Here is a 17787-nt window from a genome sequence, read left to right on the forward strand (position 1 = left end):
TCTTTTCCTCCTAAATGTTTATCTAATATTTTTACCAATTAAGCGTATGGGAGACACTTGATCTCGCGCTTGTAATCACCAGCTACCAGGAGAGCTGCCTTACGCATGTTACGCTTACGCTTTGGGGACTTCTTCTCCAGGATATGTCTCTTATAAGCCTTGTTTCTTCTAATTTCGCCAGTACCAGTTACAGTAAAGCGCTTTGCAGCTGCTCTACGGGTTTTCATCTTCTGCATTACTGTTTTCCTCCTTTAGTTTGAGCCTTAGGGGCTAAAATCATAATCATATTTCTACCTTCAAGCTTAGCATCCCGTTCTACGGTTACTGAATCCTTCAGCGCCTCTGCAAACTTGCCAAGGATTTCCTTACCAAGCTCCGGATGGGACATTTCACGGCCGCGGAACATAATAGTTACCTTAACCTTGTCGCCATCTGCCAGGAAACGCGTTGCATTCTTCAACTTGACGTCAAAATCATGCTTCTCAATGTTTGGACGAAGCTTTACTTCCTTGATGGAAATAACCTTCTGCTTCTTGCGTGCTTCTTTCTCACGCTTCTGCTTTTCATATCTATATTTACCGTAATCCATGATACGGCATACAGGTGGTTTTGCCTTTGGTGCAATCTCCACCAGGTCAAGATGCTGTTCCATAGCCATATTCAATGCATCCTTAACCTGCATCAAACCCAATGACTGGCCTTCAGCGTCAGTCACACGGATTTCTCCGCCACGAACTCGGATTTCTTCGTTGATTCTCTCAGTTTCCTTACTAATAAAAAACACCTCCCGCTCCATTTTTAAAACATATAAAACAAAATGAGGGCGGCATACACCACCCTCAACAAATACAATCTGTATCAGACCCGCTGACCTAATCAGCAAGGTGAGAAGCGGTGGCCTCTGCTTTGTTTACCTTGAATATATTACCACTCAGCGACCACCATGTCAACAGATTTTTATTATATTTTTTATTAATACTCAGCAGACTTGGTTTCAATCTTCTCCTGCAGCAGAGCGATGAACTCATCCACCTTCATGGTACGGGTTTCCTTCTGGCCATGGCAGCGAACATTTACAGTGCCGTCAGCCACTTCCTGATCACCTACAACCAGGAGGTAAGGAATCTTCTTAACCTGACCCTCACGCATCTTGTAGCCAACCTTTTCATTGCGGTCATCTACCTCTACGCGGTAACCCATTTCAAACATCTTCTTTTTCAGCTCGAAGGCATAATCCATGTGCTTGTCGGTAATAGGCAGAATCTTGGCCTGCACTGGTGCCAGCCAGGTTGGGAATGCACCGGCATAGTTCTCAATGAGGATACCGATGAAGCGCTCAATGGAACCATATACTACACGGTGAATCATAACCGGACGATGCTTCTGGCCATCCTCACCAACATAGGTCAAGTCAAACTTCTCCGGCAGCTGCATATCCAGCTGGATAGTACCACACTGCCAGGTACGGCCGATGGAATCCTTCAGATGGAAGTCAATCTTAGGGCCATAGAATGCACCGTCACCCTCGTTGACAATATACTCCAGTCCACGATGGTCAAGGGCGTTCTTCAGGCCGTTGGTAGCCAGCTCCCACATCTCATCGGAGCCCATGGAATCCTCAGGACGGGTGGACAGCTCTGCATGATACTCAAGACCGAAGGTGCTGTATACTTCATCAAAGAGGTCGATAACCTTCTGGATTTCGCCCTCAATCTGCTCAGGAGTCATGAAGATATGGGCATCATCCTGAGTGAAGTTACGTACACGGAACAGACCGTGAAGTGCACCGGAAAGCTCATGACGATGAACCAGACCAAGCTCGCCGGCACGGAGTGGCAGGTCACGATAGCTGTGCTGCTGAGTCTTGTAGACAATCATGCCGCCCGGGCAGTTCATTGGCTTTACAGCATAATCCTCACCATCAATTTCGGTGAAGTACATATTCTCCTTGTAATGAGCCCAGTGACCGGAACGCTCCCACAGCTGACGGTTCAGAATCATTGGAGTCTTGATTTCCTGATAGCCATAGCGGCGATGAACCTCACGCCAGTAGTTAATCAGCTCATTGCGGATAACCATGCCGTTTGGATGGAAGAATGGGAAGCCAGGGCCCTCCTCATGAATGCTGAAGAGATCCAGCTCCTTGCCCAGCTTGCGGTGGTCACGCTTGGCAGCCTCCTCCAGCATGTGGAGGTAAGCATCCAGCTCGTCCTTCTTCTCGAAGGCAGTACCATATACACGCTGGAGCATCTTGTTCTCAACATTGCCACGCCAGTAAGCACCAGCAACACTCTGGAGCTTGATGGCCTTTACCTTGCCGGTGGAAATAACGTGAGGACCGGCGCAAAGGTCGGTGAACTCACCCTGGGAATACAGGGAAATAGTAGCATCCTCAGGCAGGTCATTAATAAGCTCTACCTTGTAGCTTTCCCCGGCAGCCTTGAACATGTCCAAAGCCTCCTGGCGGCTAACTTCCTTACGCTCCAGCTTCAGGTTCTCCTTGACGATCTTGTTCATCTCTTTTTCGATGTCCTTCAGATCCTCTTCAGTAAGGCGCTTCTCCATATCAATATCATAGTAGAAGCCATTATCAATAGCCGGACCAATAGCCAGCTGTACATTTTCAGACTTATAGAGGCGCTTAATGGCCTGGGCCAAAATATGGGAGCCGGTGTGACGCAGTGCCCAACGGCCTTCCTCATCCTCAAAGGTGAGGAATTTGATGCTGGCATCCTTATCAAGAACAGTAGTAATATCCTTGGTCTCACCATCAATGCTGATAGCCAGTACCTTCTTGGCCAGACTGTTGCTGATGGACTTAACCAGCTCCAGACCGGAGATACCAGCCTCTGCTTCACGAACTGACCCATCTGGCATAGTTAATTTAATCATAATCAATTCCTCCTAAAATAAAAAAATACCTCAATCCCAATAGGGACGAGGTATACACTTCGCGGTTCCACCCTGCTTGCCACACTTACATATAAATGTGACCAACTTTGACGATGTTAACGGAATCATTCCGGCAGCATTTAGTATAGGTTCATGCTGCGGCTCCGAAGGGGTAACAACAGACTCAATTATAGGACTTTCCAGCAACCGTCCCTCTCTGAATAACGAACTTCTGCGTCATGGCTTCTTCATGGCCTGTACAATATCTAAATTACTGTCTAATTATAGTATTCATATAATTCACTGTCAAGAAAATAATTAGCGGCTGGCCACCTGAATTTTCTGCCCGTCCCTGGCAATGATCGGAATCTGCAGCTTGCGGCCTGCCCGCATATCCCGGGCATTTTTAATGTCATTGATCTCCCGGATAGCTACAGTCAGCTCCTCCAGCTGCTCACTGTCAGAGGTGTAGCGGCTGGCAATATTCTCAACACTTTCACCATGCTGTACCACCACGGTATCAAATTCAGACGCTCTGAGATAGGAATTGGTTAAATTGAATGGGGACAAAACTGCAAGACCAACCAGAATAGCAATAACAAAGTTCTTCATAATAATGCTCCTTTACGACTGAATTTGAAATAATGCAACATACGTTCAAAGAAAATAAGTTCTTAAAACCTCTGTTTGGTTAGATATTATCATAGAATCAATGTTCTGTCAATAATTTACCAAACAAATTTTCGTTGATTTTATTTTTTCTTTCTGATACATTATCTGTGTTAGTTATGTATCAGTAAAAAGGAGGTTCCCATGGTTTTACACGGAGCCGTTATCATTGAGCAGGGCGTAAAATTTGCCCTTATATCGGTCAAACAGTCCGTTACCCAATATACAGTCCGTTCCACCAGATTTCGGCATGCCATTGCACCTTTTTTTCCGAACATGCCAATTATCCTCATGTCCCAGGATAAAAACGGTGTCCCCCACTACTATGGCCGCAAGGACATTGTGGAGTTTCTGAAAACCGTGCCCCTGGACCGGATTCCATGGAAAGTGTATCACATTTATTAAAAAAGAAAATGATTTTGTGGTCAAAAAAATAACCATCCCGAAGGATGGTTATTTTTATTTGCATTTATTAAATTATCAGCCACGGAGCTCAGCGTCAAACTTCTTCTCCACTGCAGCAATAATCTTGTTGAAGGACTCATCCACCTCTTCATCGGTGAGGGTCTTGTCATTGGACTGGAACAGCATGGTGAAGGCCACACTCTTCTTGCCAGCCTCAATCTGCTTGCCGGTATAGAGGTCAAAGAGAACAGCTCTCTTGAAGTACTTGCCGCCATTTCCGATAATGGTCTTTTCGATGTCGGAGGCATTTACATCCTTGTCCACCAGAATTGCCAGATCACGGAAAACAGCAGGATACTTAGGCAGCGCATCAAAGTTGAACTTTGCGGAGCTGTACTTCATAAGGGTAGGCACATCCATTTCAAAAATGTATGCCTTCTTGGTAATACCAAAGTTTTCAGCCACCTGTGGATGCAGCTCACCTACAGCAGCGATAATGTCCTTGCCCTTCTTGAAGAGAGCAGTCTTGCCAGGGTGCATTGCAGTATACTCCCCTGCCTCCACCTGATATCTGTTTATGTTCCGTCTTGCCAGCAGCTCCTCCACAACGCCCTTGGCATCGTAGAAGTCAATCATGTCGTCACCGGTATTCCAGCCCATTGGATTACGGCGTCCGCACATAAAGCCGGCTACCTTTACCACCTCATCAGGAAGCTCGGTGAGAGGCAGTGATTTTGGATAAAATACAGGTGCTACATCATAAAGGCGGATATCCTCGTTCTTGCGGGAAAGGTTGCGGACAGCATTTTCAATGACGCTGGCCAACAGGCTGGTACGAACCAGCTGTGCCTCCTCAACAAAAGGATTCATGAGAGGAATAGCCTTGCGAAGCGGACTGTCCTCCGGAATCAGCATCTTGTCCAGTACATCATAATTGCTGAAGCTGAAGGACAGCTCCTCACTCAGGCCAATGTGGGTCAGAGTAATCTTAATGTGGTCGATGAAGTCCTGCAATGGGCTCTGAACACCCTGAACCATGGTTCCCTTAGGGGTAGTTGACTGAATGTTGTCAAAGCCATAGATGCGGGCAACCTCCTCGGAAAGGTCCTCCATAAAGGTTACGTCATTTCTCCAGGAAGGAACTGACACATGGTAGCCCCCCTTGCCGTCGGCCTCGCACTTGAAGTCAAGGCTTTCCAGGATTTCCACCATCTTTTCTGCCGGAATATCAGTACCCAGGCGCTTGTTAATCTGCTCCGGAGCAAAGTCAACAGAAACAGGCTCCTTTGCCACCGGATATACATCTACGATACCCTTGGTAACGGTGCAGGCGCCCATATCCTGAAGGAGCTGGGCTGCTCTGTCCAGAGCCCGCATGGTCTGGGTCTCATCCACACCGCGCTCAAAGCGGCCGGAGGCCTCGGAACGAAGGCCGCAGGAACGGGCAGTACGACGGATGCTGGCACCATTGAAGGCAGCTGCCTCCAGTACAACTGTAGTGGTATTTTCAGTAACCTCAGACTCCAGGCCACCCATTATACCAGCCAGGCCAGCCGGCTTTTCGCTGTCGGCAATAACCAGCTCCTCACCCTTGGCAAGACGGGAGGAATCATCAAGAGTATGGAGGTTTTCCCCCGCTGCCGCCTTGCGGGCAGTAAGGCTATGGCCGGCAATCTGGTCATAATCATAAGCATGCATTGGCTGTCCCAACTCCACCATAACAAAGTTGGTAACATCCACAATATTGTTGATGGCACGGATTCCCGCATTTTCCAGACGGATCTGCATCCACTCAGGGGACTCCATTACCTTTACGTTCTTCAGTACTCTGGCAGAGAAACGGGAGCAAAGGTCGTTAGCCTCAATGCCAATCTTAATCATATCAGCTGTGGAGGCCTCATCATCCTCATTAACCTTAATCTCAGGCCACTTTGGAGTGTTGCCGGTAAGCACCGCAATCTCACGTACAAGGCCAAAAACACTGAAGCAGTCACCACGGTTGGCAGTGAGCTCAAACTCCAAAATATCATCGTCAAGACCGAGAGCATCCTTGGCTGGAATACCCACCTCAGTATCGGCCGGCAGAATGTAAATGCCATCCTTCTGCTCGTCAGTAAGGGCAGTCAAGTCCATCTTCAGCTCATCAGCAGAGCACAGCATACCATTGGAAGGAACACCACGGAGCTTGCCCTTGGAAATCTTCAGGCCGTTAGGCAGCTTGGCGCCAATCATGGCAACAGGAACAATATCCCCCTGCTTTACGTTCTGGGCACCAGTTACTATCTGAACCAGCTCAGGCTGGCCCACATTCATCTGGGTGATGAACATGTGGTCAGAGTCCGGATGACGCTCAATGGTCTCAACCCGGCCGGTAACTACCTTATCCAGGCCCTCACCGGCGTGAACCACGTTCTCCACGGGAATACCCGCCATGGTCAGCTTGTCAGCCAGCTCATCGGAAGTCTCAGTGAAATCTATATAATCGTGAAGCCATTTAATCGATACCTGCATTTTCTATCCCCTCCCTAATTAAAACTGTTCCAGCAGACGAATATCGTTGTCATAGAACAGACGAAGATCATCAATACCATACTTCAGCATGGTGATACGCTCAACACCCATACCGAAAGCAAAGCCGCTTACCTTGGAAGGGTCATAGCCGCTCATTTTGAGTACATTTGGATGAATCATACCGGCACCCAGGATTTCCAGCCAGCCGGTTCCCTTGCACACACGGCAGCCCTGGCCCTTGCACATTACGCAGGAAATATCCACCTCGGTGCTTGGCTCAGTGAATGGGAAGAAGCTTGGACGAAGACGTACCTTTACATCCTTGTTGAAAATCTGACGCAGGAAATCCTCCAGGGTTCCCTTCAAATCGGAAAAGCTGATGTTCTTGTCAATAACCATGCCCTCAATCTGGGTAAACATTGGGGAATGGGTAGCATCATAATCATCGCGGCGATATACACGGCCCGGTGCAATCATGCGGATTGGGCTGTTTGGCTCATGGGCCTCCATGGTACGTGCCTGAACAGGAGAAGTCTGGGAACGCATGAGAATGTCCTCAGTGATGTAGAAGGAATCCTGCATATCACGGGCAGGATGATCCTTTGGCAGATTCAGTGCCTCAAAGTTATAGTAGTCCTTCTCGATTTCAGGACCCTCCTCCACGCTGAAGCCCATACGCATGAAAATATTCTTGATCTGCATAAGGGTTACGGTAAGAGGATGAATGTGACCATGGTTGGTAGGACGGCCCGGCAGGGTAACATCAATCTTCTCGCTGGCCAGACGCTTTGCCATTTCCTTGGCCTTCAGCTCCTGATTTTTCTCCGCAATAAGCTGCTCCAGCTGCTGACGGGCATCATTAACTATCTGGCCAATGCGGGGACGGTCCTCCGCACTGAGCTGGCCCATGCCTCTGAGTATAGAGGTGAGCTCACCCTTTTTGCCAAGATACTTTACACGAATATCATTTAAATCATTAAGAGTACCGGCTACATCTTTGATAGCCTTGGCTGCTTCCTGACGCAGCTGTTCAATCTTGCTTTCCATAGTTGCCTCCTGATAACTGATTTTTTGTAATATAAAAGACCCTCACCCACAAAAAGGGGCGAAGGTCTGATTCGCGGTACCACCCTAATTTATTACTCATTTACGCCGTAACGCTGCAATGCGCCCTGACTACATCTCTTCACCAGGGAGACTCCGGAGTGAACTTCACCTGGCCTTAGCTGCCCTGTTCTCAGTTATCAGGACTTCCTGTAAGCATATCTCCCGGCTACTCTCTCTTTCCTTGCCTAATGTAGAACATTCTACCACTTACCGAACAATATTGCAAATTAATCTTTGATGATTACCCCGCTATCTCCGGAAAAAGCTTTTCCTTAAGGTTGCCTACCATATTGCTCAAAATTCCCAAAAATACCTTTCTGTCCTCTTCGGAAATCCCGGCAAATTCAGCCTCAATCCACTGGTGACGGCATTTATCAATGGCCTTGGCAGCCTTCCTGCCCTCCGCAGTGACCACTATATGGTTCTTGCGGTGATCCTGCTGGTCCTTTTCACGGACAATATAGCCCAGACGGGCCAAAGAATTAAGCTCCCGGGTAACATAGGCCTTGTCCATATTCAACCGTTTGCCAATTTCATCCTGTACCATACCCTCATGCAAATATGAGGAATACAGAACTGCTCCCATGGTTACTGTCCTAATGGAATATGCCTTCATGCTCTGTTCAAAAAACCGTTTCCAGTACATAACAAGAGCAGACATGGTCATTTCAATTGATTGGGTTATTGATGTTTTTTTATCCATTATAAGCCTCTCACTCAAAATTTTCTCTATTCATGGTACAACGGCCCAAGCTATATAAAACAGCTTCTATAGGTGATAAGTTGTCTGTGGTGGTGCCACAGGTCTGGGTACTGATTATATTGCCGTAGGGATCCGATATGTCCTCCTGAACAGTGATCTGATATACCTTCCGTGTCAATTGCTTTGCATCAATAGTAACCCGGCATATACGGTCACAGGAGGTCCTGATTGCTGCAGCATTCTGAGCTCTCTCATCTGTCTCATCTCCATCTACCGACTCATCAAAATCATAGCCCTCTATCATTTCCGTAAGCTGTTTCATATAAACTGCATCATTGTCGATATCATCCGGAAGATGAACTACTGCCGGAGCCAGATAGGCCCTTCCCTTTACCGGCTTTCCAGGCAGGGAAAATATCGTGGTTGCCTCGTCTGCAGCAACATGGTTATGCAAATCCTCATGCTCTGTCTCCAGGACATCCAAAAAATTACGGATGGAAGAATCCAGATACTCCGACATATTGTGGCTGAACTTCAAGGAATTTGGATTGCGTTTGCATTTTATCTCCTCTCCTGTCTGTTCATAGCCGGCCTTAATAAACTGCAGCAGGCCATGGACGGGATCGCCGCTCATGGTATATCTGGTATGCTTTACCACATTGCCATATTCATTGGCAAAGGTTTTGTTGCCCACAGCCGGAGCTCCAAAGGTTACTATACGAATGCTGCCCGGTGGAATCCCCATACATTCCATACGGGTACCCAGCAGCACCGCTACAGCACCGCCCAGACTATGACCGGTCAGTACGAGATCCTCCTGGTCATTATAAATAATATCCATCAGCGGGTCCACCCCAAGGGAACCATCCTTCTTCGGGGTGAAAAAAGCCGTCTGGGTATAGTCATTGAAGCCCTTGTGGACCAACGGCTGAGCTGAGGTGGTCTTCTCAGTGGCGGCATACTGCTCAAACTCGGAAGGAACAGAACCACCAAACAGGACCTTTTGAAATCTGAGATCCACCTCCACATCCTTCATCTTTTCCGTCCCCGGAACAGCAACGATGTTAAGGTACTTCCCCGACAGCTCCTCGGGTTCCTTTGATCTCAGTAAAATAAAGTTGGTATCAGCTTTTTTATCCTGATTGTTGTAATTGACAATATCATAGCCATAATCAGAAATCACATCCCTGATTACCTCATTGAGCTGGCTCTTATAGGACATCATATCCAACAAGGCACAGGCATACTGAAGTCCGGCATTACGGACAGCCTCCGATGCGGCATTGGCCTGTCCCACAGCTACAGATAAAACCAAGGAAACGGCTATTACGATTTTACTGCCATAGGAAATCACTTTAGATACGCATTTTGAAATCTCCATAGTCAAATCCCCTTACAATCTCCACCTCACCACGGTTATTTACTGCACAGATGTGAGGCAGCGGCATTCCGTTGAAGGTATTGTTCTTTACCATGCTGTAAATTGCCATGTCGCCAAAGAGAAGTCTGTCCCCAGGCTTTAAGGCATTGTCAAAGGAATAGGTCCCAATAGTATCTCCCGCAAGACAGGTAGGTCCTGCCAGGGTGTATGTATAAGCTTTCTCTCCAGCCTCACCGGTGCCCATAAGAGGTGGCCGATAAGGCATCTCCAAAACATCCGGCATGTGACAGGCCGCGGAAGTGTCAAGAATGGCAATATTCGCCTTCCGTCCATTTTCCGGAGTGGCCTCAATAATGTCCAGCACCGTTGCCACAAGAAAGCCTGCATCAAGGGCTATTGCCTCTCCTGGTTCAATATACACCTTTAAGCTGTATTTTTTCTGTATTCTGTTTATGCATTCTTCCAAAAGGCCGATATTGTAGCCTTCTTTGGTAATATGATGGCCGCCCCCAAAGTTCAGCCATTTTAAATGCTTAAAATACTGGCCAAACTTCTTCTCCACGGCCTCCAGGGTTTCCGCCAATGGCTCCGCCCCCTGCTCGCACAGGGTGTGAAAATGAAGGCCGCTGATACCATAGAGGAATTCATTCTGCGGTGCCACCTTCAGGGCCTGCTCCAGCTCACTGAGCTTGGTTCCCAGACGGGAATCCCCGGAGCATGGGTCATAAATTGCATGCTCCTCCGGCTGGGTGGAATATTCAGGATTAATTCTTAATCCGTAGGAACGGCCGGCTTTTTTTGCCATAGGGGCAAACTTTTTCAGCTGATTAATGGAGTTGAACACTATATGGTCGCAGATTTCCAGAATCTCCGGAAAATCCTTGTCCTGATAAGCAGGGGAAAACACATGGTTTTCCCCCTTAAACTCCTCATGGCCCAGCTTGGCCTCATAGATACCGCTGGCAGTGGTCCCCTTAAGGTATTCACCTATCAACGGATAAAAATGGTACATGGAAAAGGCCTTCTGGGCCAGCAGTATACTGCACCCCGTCCGGTCCTGTACCCCTTTAAGAATCTCTAAATTGTGTCTAAGCCTGTCCTCCTCCACCACATAACTGGGGGAAGGAACCTCAGTCAGCCATTTAGGCTGATAGACAAAGCTCATTAGTCCACCAGGGCAGGGTTATGGCTTTCCTGCCAAGGAAGACCCCATTTATTAAGTGCATCCATAAATGGATCCGGATCAAACTCCTCAATGTTGTATACGCCCGGCTTCTTCCAAGTGCCGTTCATAACCAGCATGGCACCAATCATGGCTGGTACGCCAGTGGTGTAGGAAATGGCCTGGGAGCCAACCTCCTTGTAGCATTCCTGATGGTCGCAGACATTGTAGAGATAGTAGGTCTTGTCCTTGCCGTCCTTCTTGCCCTGGAAAATGCAGCCGATGTTGGTCTTGCCCACAGTGCGAGGACCAAGGCTGGCAGGATCTGGCAGAACTGCCTTCAGGAACTGCAGTGGAACAATCTGCTTGCCCTCGAACTCAATTGGCTCAATGGAGGTCATGCCCACATTTTCCAGACACTTCAAATGACGGAGATAGCTCTCGCCAAAGGTCATGAAGAAGCGGATACGCTTGATGCCAGGAATGTTAAGGCCAAGGGACTCCAGCTCCTCATGGTGCAGGAGGTACATATCCTTTGGACCAACCTCCGGGAAGTCATATACACGCTTGATTTCCATTGGCTCGGTTTCAACCCACTTGCCATCCTCCCAATAGCTGCCCTTGGCAGATACCTCACGGATGTTGATTTCAGGATTGAAGTTGGTGGCAAATGGATAGCCGTGGTCACCGGCATTGCAGTCCAGAATATCAATATAGTTAATTTCATCAAATTCATGCTTTAAAGCGTAAGCACTGAATACACCAGTTACGCCCGGGTCAAAGCCGGAGCCCAGGAGAGCGGTAATACCGGCCTTCTCAAAGCGCTCACGGTACTCCCACTGCCACTTGTACTCAAACTTGGCAGTGTCCTCCGGCTCGTAGTTGGCAGTATCCACATAGCTGACCTTGCACTCAAGGCAGGCATCCATAATGGTCAGATCCTGATAAGGCAGTGCCAGATTCAGAACTACATCCGGCTTAACCTCCTTCATGAGCTTAACCAGCTGCTCCACGCTGTTGGCATCCACCTGGGCAGTGGTAATCTTGCAGACATTGCCATACTGCTTTTCCAGAACTTCCTTCAGCTTGTCGCACTTGCTCTTGGTGCGGCTGGCAATGCAGATTTCCTCAAATACCTCATGATTCTGTACACATTTATGAATTGCTACGCTGGCTACACCGCCGCAGCCAATAACTAAAACCTTACCCAATGTAAATTCCTCCTGTATATTAAACACAAATTATACTAATATCAGGGATAATTTCCTGTAGCGAGGGACTCAGAACTAAAAATATTTTTTACTCTCAATTACACATCAAGAAAAATCCAAACTCACGTCGCTCAAACAATGGATATTTTCTCGATGAGAAAGAATGTAAAAAACATTTTCTTAACGTTCTTCCCCAAATGCTACAGTAAATCTATCCCTAAAATCTATACTAAACTATATTTGTTCTGGGCCTTTTATAAAAGGCTCCTCCAGCTTTAACAGCATTTCCCGCAGGATTTTTAAGGCTGCCGCAGTGGACGCCCCGCTCTGGTCCAGACCAGGAGAAAGCTCCACAATATCACAGCCAACCACATTCAGGCCGCAGCCTGCTATGGCCGCTTCCATCAGCTCCTTGAAGGAAACCCCGCCATATTCCGGTGTGCCAGTGCCAGGGAATACCGATGGGTCCATAACATCCAAATCAATGGTGAAATACACTGGCTTGTCCGTCAGAGCCGCCAAGGCCTGTGGCATGGCCGTTAAATCAAATTTATGAAGATGGGTATGCTCCTTGGCCCACTGGAACTCCTCCCGCATACCGCTGCGGATTCCCAGCTGCCAGATACGGTCATCCCCCACAATATCCCAGGCTCGGCGGATAACTCCCGCATGGGTCAGATGGGTGCCCAGATACTCGTCCCGAAGGTCCGTATGGGCATCAAAATGGAGAATATGCAGATCCGGGTACTTTCTGGCCACGGCCCGAATAGCTCCCAGAGATACCAGATGCTCACCGCCAATCATAAAGGGCAGCTTGTTGGCTTCCAGAATCTCCTCCGCCCGCATTTCAATATCCTTCAATGCCATTTCCGCATCCCCGAAGCACAGCTCCAGATCGCCGCTGTCAAAGACCTTGGCATCCTCCATATCCAGATCCTGATATGGACTGTAGGTTTCCAGACCGTAGGACTCTCCCCGCATTATCTTGCTGGCAAAGCGGGTCCCCGGCCTAAAGGATGTGGTGCTGTCAAAGGGTGCACCGTACAGCACAATCCTGGCCTCATCGAAGGAAGCCTCACAGCCTAAAAAAGTCTCTATATTAGGACTCAACATCTCTTAGCAACTCCTCTACATAGTTTGGCAGAGCAAAAGCCCCGGCATGCAGGGCAGTATTGTAATATTTCAGCTTCAGCCCCAGCTTTTTCCATCTATCCCAGTTTACGCCCTTTACAGGGTGGTACTTCTTTGAGGCAAAGCCAAAGAGCCAGTGCCCCGATGGATAGGTAGGGATATGCACCTGATATACCTTGCTTATTGGAAAGGACATACAGATACGCTTGTGGGCCCGCTGCATGGCCTCAGCATCACCCTCGTAAAATGGGCTTTCATGCTGGTTGACCATTATGCCGTCCTCGTGCAGGGCCTTGTAGCAATTGCCATAGAACTCCCTGGTAAAGAGGCCCTCTCCCGGCCCGAATGGGTCCGTGGAATCCACAATTATAATATCGTATTCATCAGTCACCCGACGGATGAACTTCAGCCCATCCTCGAAATAACAGGTAACCCGTGGATCATCCAGCTTCAGGGCAGTAGAGTGAAGATACTTCTTGCTCACATCCACTACTTCCTCATCGATTTCCACCAGATCAATCTTTTCGATGAAATCATACTTGGTAAGCTCACGGACTGTGCCCCCGTCACCGCCGCCGATAACCAGCACCCGCTTAGGATTAGGGTGAACGCACATGGCCACATGGGTAATCATCTCATGATAGATGAACTCATCCTTTTCAGTCAGCATCAGATACCCGTCCAAAACCATGATGCGGCCAAATTCCTTGGACTCAAAAATATCAATGCGCTGAAACTCACTTTTGCCGCTGTAAATCTGCTTGTCAACTTTTATGGAAAGGCTAACATTTTCAGTATGCTTTTCTGTGTACCATAACTCCATTTGTATCACCTTTATTTCATCACATTAAGGAATCTGATATCCATATCCTCCGGGCCCGTCATGGAACAGCCCTTCTTCTTGGCATAGCGGATATACTGGAGAATCTCCTCCGTAATCCTCTCTCCCGGAGCCAGAATAGGAATCCCCGGCGGATAACACATAACAAATTCGCTGCACACCCGGCCTACTGTATCACCAATTGGAAGGGACTCCTTCGCGCCATAAAAGGCCTCCTGAGGCCCGCACACCACCTGCGGGTTGATATATTCCGCCTTCAGCATCTTGCGGCCGGTCTGACGGTAGTTCCGCCGGATTTCTGCCAGGGCCGATACCAGACGTTCAATATCCTTCAACCTGTCACCCACGGATACATAGGCCAGTAAATTGGCAATATCCCCAAATTCTGTCTGAATATCGTACTCGTCCCGCAGCAGGTCATAAACCTCAATGCCTGCCAGACCAATGGAACGGGTATATACCGACAGCTTGGTTATATCAAAATCAAAAATGGAATCCCCATTTATCAGTTCCTTGGAATAAGCGTAATAATCGCCAATGGCGTTAATCTCATCCCGGGCATATTCCACCAGATCAATGATTTTATCAATCATCTCCCCGCCCCTAAGGGCCATATTGCGTCGGGAAACATCCAGACTGGCCAGCAGCAGATAGGAGGCGCTGGTGGTCTGGGTCAAGTTGATAATCTGATGAACATAGCCCTCCGGCACACTGTCCCCAATGAGCAGCATGGAGCTCTGGGTAAGGGAGCCGCCGGACTTGTGCATGGACAGGGCCGCCATATCCGCCCCTGCATGCATGGCCGCCACTGGCAGCTTGTCACTGAAATACAAATGAGACCCATGAGCCTCATCTGCCAACAGCAGCATGCCATTATCATGAGCCAGCTTTGCAATTGATTTTATATCTGAACATATGCCGTAATAGGTTGGGTTATTGACGAACACCGCCTTGGCATCAGGATTTTCCCTGATAGCCTGCTCCACATCGGACACGCTCATGCCCAAGGAAATCCCCAGCATGGAATCCATCTGCGGATTTACATACACCGGCACCGCCCCACAGAGAATCATGGCATTGATGGCACTTCTGTGTACGTTTCGGGGAATAATAATCTTGTCCCCCCGCTTGCAGGCAGTCATTACCATGGCCTGCACCGCCGAGGTGGTCCCCCCCACCATAAAGAAGGCATGGGCCGCCCCAAAGGCATCTGCCGCCAGCTGTTCAGCATCCTTGATAACCGACACCGGATGACAGAGGTTGTCCAGCATCTTCATGGAATTAACATCCACCGACAGACACTGCTCTCCCAAAAACTCTGTCAGCTCCGGGTTACCCCGGCCCCGCTTGTGGCCCGGCACATCAAAGGGTACCAGACGGGCCCGCTTCATTTTCTCCAAGGCCTCCAAAATAGGGGCACTGTCCTGAGAATAGTATTTCATTCTTCCCTTATCTCCTTAGAAAACATTTTTCCCGCTAAAGATTTCAATCATTTCCTTGCGCAGGTTATCATGTATTTCCAGGCGGGTCTTTGGTGGAATCTCGTAAATATCCGTATTAAAGAGATAGTTCTTCAGGTCCAGCTCCTTGATGAGCATCTTGGTATGGAACAAATTGGCCTGATATACATTCACATCCACCGTATCATATTTATTAATTGTCTTTTTATCAATAAAGTTCTGAATGGAAGTAATATTATGGTCCATGAACAGCTTTCTGCCGGACAGGTCACGGGTAAAGCCCCGCACCCGATAATCCATGGTAATAATATCCGAATCGAACATGCCAATGAGATAATCCAGAGTCTTCAGCGGAGTAATCTCACCGCAGGTGGCCACATCAATATCCACCCGGAATGTAGCAATGCTGGTCTCCGGATGGAATTCAGGATAGGTATGCACCGTAACGTGGCTCTTGTCCAAATGGGCCAAAATAGTATCGCTGACAGGCTTAACCACAGTATCCCCCAGTGGCTTCTTCTGTCCGGAAGAAACCGCAGCCTCCTCCGCTATGAGCAGAGTAACACTGGCCCCCTGAGGGTCATAATCCTGTTTGGACACACTAAGAACCTGAGCGCCTATCATTTCCGTAACCTTAAACATTATCTTTGTCAGACGCTCTGAGTTGTATTGGGAATCAATGTATTTTATATAATCCTTTTGTTCCCTTGGTGTCTTAGCATAACAAATATCATAGATATTAAAGCTAAGGGATTTGGTCAGGTTGTTAAACCCGTAAAGTTTCAGCTTATCTTCCAATCTGATCTCACGCCCCTAAATCGTAATTTTTTACATAAAAAAACTCAGGTGCAGCAGCCTGTGCCCTGTTCGTCCTGAGAAAAAACAGCAATTAACCACAAATGAGCCATTGTGCTGCGGAACAGTCGAAAATGCTGCTTCTGCAGTTGTTGCTGATTTGGGTATCTCTCCCTCTTAAGCATATCTAATTATATGTTAAATAGTTCCTAAAAGCAAGTATTCTCCAAGTTCCATTAATAGTTGATTTTCCTTGTCAGAGCTGTTAATATTTAGAAAATTTAAACTACTACACATACCGGGGCTCCTATGCTATACTTTCACATGGTGTATCAAGTAAGTTAGGAGTTTAGTATTATGACACAAAATGAATGGGTGCTCAAGCAGATGGCATCCTTGAAAAATCTTCTCAGCGTGGGAACACTGCTGTTGTTTATGATGTACATTCTGGCATTCAGTGAAAGCAACGTCCCCGTTATAGTATTTTTTGTCTGCTTCTTTTTGGCTACTGCCTGGCGTATGCTGGCCATGATGCTGTTCTTTTCCCTTATAGCCTTCGGGCTGGTCACGCTTCTGCCCTTTTTGGCACCCATAGCATTTATTATTATGCTGGTGCTGTTTTTGGCCCGGATTGGCTTTGTGCTGAAAAACTGGCGGGCTGTAGTTTCAGGACTGCTGGTTTACGGTTTGGCCTACTGCTTATATGATGAGAAGTTCTATTACTTTGTTAATCCTATGTATGACATAGCATATTACATTTTGAACTTTTTTTCCAGAAGCCTGGTTTGCCAATCTCCAGGCCAATCTTTTTTATCAGTGCTACTTGGTCTCCCTGTGTGCCTGCACCATTGCCTTTCTGTTTCAGTCACTTTTATACTGGCAGTACCGCAACGGCTATACAGCTACAGGGGCATTAAACATTATGGGCAGCATTCCTTTGGTGATTATTGCCCTGATTCTGCCCTTCCTTAAGCTGGTATCTGCTGACGGCATGATTGACGGCGGAGCCGGCGGTGAATACACCTATGATGGTGATTTTGCCCCGGAGGGCGAGATGGTACATGATACTGCCATCACCCACGACAGTGCCATAGCCCACGATGGAGCCATCAGTCACGACGGCTATGTGAAGGCTCCAAGCGGCTATCATCACGTTAATGGCTATGACCGCCTGTCACCTACGGGAGAAATCGAGCATGTAAACGGCTATATCCGTTCCAATCCTGACGGCATTGTGGAAAACAACCTGTCCTATCACGGTGAGCATGGCTATTATGGGGAACACGGAGCACCTGCTGAAGGTGGTTACGGCGATGTAAATACCATTGACGCTGACCCGATTTTCAGTGACGTTCCTTATGTAATGGTAAACAACACCTACAGCTCAAAGCTCAAGAGATTTATAAATCCAAAGCGTCACATTTTCAGCTTCATGACAATCGGATTTTTTTCCATGAGCTTTTTGATGACAGGTATCCTTTACACATATTTTGCCAGCAAATCATTTTAAGCAAGTTTT

Annotated in this window: 17 protein-coding genes and 2 other annotated features; of the genes, 3 read left to right on the forward strand and 14 right to left on the reverse strand. The window is 47.8% G+C overall.

Annotation, left to right across the window (positions count from 1 at the left end; all coding sequences use genetic code 11):
* Nucleotides 1–38 precede the first annotated feature (38 nt).
* The 4 genes from rpmI to D081_RS06645 all read right to left on the reverse strand — a co-directional run bounded on the left by rpmI (nucleotide 39) and on the right by D081_RS06645 (nucleotide 3504).
* Nucleotides 39–236 (reverse strand): 50S ribosomal protein L35, encoded by a 198-nt coding sequence (rpmI, locus tag D081_RS06630; RefSeq protein ID WP_027396134.1) that lies wholly within the window; start codon nucleotides 234–236, stop codon nucleotides 39–41.
* Nucleotides 236–796: a translation initiation factor IF-3 gene (gene infC / locus D081_RS06635; protein ID WP_085023483.1), complete on the reverse strand. Its 561-nt coding sequence runs from the start codon at nucleotides 794–796 to the stop codon at nucleotides 236–238. The genes rpmI and infC overlap by 1 nt, the downstream gene beginning before the upstream one ends.
* A gap of 13 nt (nucleotides 797–809) precedes the next feature.
* Nucleotides 810–913: a sequence feature (ribosomal protein L20 leader region), on the reverse strand.
* Nucleotides 914–972: 59 nt separating this feature from the next.
* Nucleotides 973–2892 carry a threonine--tRNA ligase gene (gene thrS, locus D081_RS06640; RefSeq protein WP_085023398.1) on the reverse strand — a complete coding sequence of 640 codons (1920 nt, stop codon included), beginning with the start codon at nucleotides 2890–2892 and terminating at the stop codon, nucleotides 973–975.
* 318 nt (nucleotides 2893–3210) lie between these two features.
* Nucleotides 3211–3504 (reverse strand): LysM peptidoglycan-binding domain-containing protein, encoded by a 294-nt coding sequence (locus D081_RS06645; protein WP_085023399.1) that lies wholly within the window; start codon nucleotides 3502–3504, stop codon nucleotides 3211–3213.
* Between the two features lie 201 nt (nucleotides 3505–3705).
* Here D081_RS06645 and D081_RS06650 point away from each other — a divergent pair, with 201 nt between their 5' ends.
* The gene (locus D081_RS06650) at nucleotides 3706–3966 is read left to right on the forward strand and encodes a hypothetical protein (RefSeq protein WP_085023400.1); all 261 of its coding nucleotides are present in this window, start codon (nucleotides 3706–3708) and stop codon (nucleotides 3964–3966) included.
* A 75-nt stretch (nucleotides 3967–4041) separates the two neighbouring features.
* On the opposite strand, the gene pheT is transcribed toward D081_RS06650, so the two are convergent.
* The 10 genes from pheT to speD form a co-directional block, all read right to left on the reverse strand.
* Nucleotides 4042–6477, reverse strand: coding sequence for a phenylalanine--tRNA ligase subunit beta (gene pheT, locus D081_RS06655; protein ID WP_085023401.1), 2436 nt, complete (start codon nucleotides 6475–6477; stop codon nucleotides 4042–4044).
* A gap of 18 nt (nucleotides 6478–6495) precedes the next feature.
* A complete protein-coding gene (gene pheS, locus D081_RS06660; protein ID WP_085023402.1) occupies nucleotides 6496–7524 on the reverse strand; it encodes a phenylalanine--tRNA ligase subunit alpha in 1029 nt (342 codons plus the stop codon).
* 51 nt (nucleotides 7525–7575) lie between these two features.
* Nucleotides 7576–7775 (reverse strand) — a binding site (T-box leader).
* Between the two features lie 50 nt (nucleotides 7776–7825).
* The gene (locus D081_RS06665; RefSeq protein ID WP_085023403.1) at nucleotides 7826–8287 is read right to left on the reverse strand and encodes a MarR family winged helix-turn-helix transcriptional regulator; all 462 of its coding nucleotides are present in this window, start codon (nucleotides 8285–8287) and stop codon (nucleotides 7826–7828) included.
* Between the two features lie 10 nt (nucleotides 8288–8297).
* The gene (locus D081_RS06670; RefSeq protein WP_085023404.1) at nucleotides 8298–9668 is read right to left on the reverse strand and encodes a lipase family protein; all 1371 of its coding nucleotides are present in this window, start codon (nucleotides 9666–9668) and stop codon (nucleotides 8298–8300) included.
* Nucleotides 9643–10833 carry a carboxynorspermidine decarboxylase gene (nspC, locus tag D081_RS06675; RefSeq protein ID WP_085023405.1) on the reverse strand — a complete coding sequence of 397 codons (1191 nt, stop codon included), beginning with the start codon at nucleotides 10831–10833 and terminating at the stop codon, nucleotides 9643–9645. Before nspC ends, D081_RS06670 begins: the two co-directional genes overlap by 26 nt.
* Nucleotides 10833–12041 (reverse strand): saccharopine dehydrogenase family protein, encoded by a 1209-nt coding sequence (locus D081_RS06680; RefSeq protein ID WP_085023406.1) that lies wholly within the window; start codon nucleotides 12039–12041, stop codon nucleotides 10833–10835. The genes nspC and D081_RS06680 overlap by 1 nt, the downstream gene beginning before the upstream one ends.
* Before the next feature lie 234 nt (nucleotides 12042–12275).
* Nucleotides 12276–13154: an agmatinase gene (gene speB / locus D081_RS06685; protein WP_085023407.1), complete on the reverse strand. Its 879-nt coding sequence runs from the start codon at nucleotides 13152–13154 to the stop codon at nucleotides 12276–12278.
* Complete coding sequence (speE, locus tag D081_RS06690; protein WP_085023408.1) at nucleotides 13141–13995, reverse strand: polyamine aminopropyltransferase; 855 nt, start codon at nucleotides 13993–13995, stop codon at nucleotides 13141–13143. Before speE ends, speB begins: the two co-directional genes overlap by 14 nt.
* Nucleotides 13996–14006: 11 nt before the next feature.
* On the reverse strand, nucleotides 14007–15455 hold the full coding sequence (locus D081_RS06695) for an aminotransferase class I/II-fold pyridoxal phosphate-dependent enzyme (protein WP_085023409.1): 1449 nt from the start codon (nucleotides 15453–15455) through the stop codon (nucleotides 14007–14009).
* A gap of 15 nt (nucleotides 15456–15470) precedes the next feature.
* Complete coding sequence (gene speD / locus D081_RS06700; RefSeq protein ID WP_085023410.1) at nucleotides 15471–16271, reverse strand: adenosylmethionine decarboxylase; 801 nt, start codon at nucleotides 16269–16271, stop codon at nucleotides 15471–15473.
* A 354-nt stretch (nucleotides 16272–16625) separates the two neighbouring features.
* Here speD and D081_RS06705 point away from each other — a divergent pair, with 354 nt between their 5' ends.
* Together D081_RS06705 and D081_RS06710 are read left to right on the forward strand one after the other, a co-directional pair.
* Entirely contained in the window at nucleotides 16626–17240 is a 615-nt protein-coding gene (locus tag D081_RS06705) for a hypothetical protein (RefSeq protein ID WP_085023411.1), read from the forward strand.
* Nucleotides 17191–17778, forward strand: a complete 588-nt coding sequence (locus D081_RS06710; protein ID WP_085023412.1) for a hypothetical protein — start codon at nucleotides 17191–17193, stop codon at nucleotides 17776–17778. Before D081_RS06705 ends, D081_RS06710 begins: the two co-directional genes overlap by 50 nt.
* Nucleotides 17779–17787: the final 9 nt, after the last annotated feature.

It is taken from the genome of Anaerovibrio sp. JC8, from assembly GCF_002100115.1.
Taxonomy (GTDB): domain Bacteria; phylum Bacillota; class Negativicutes; order Selenomonadales; family Selenomonadaceae; genus Anaerovibrio.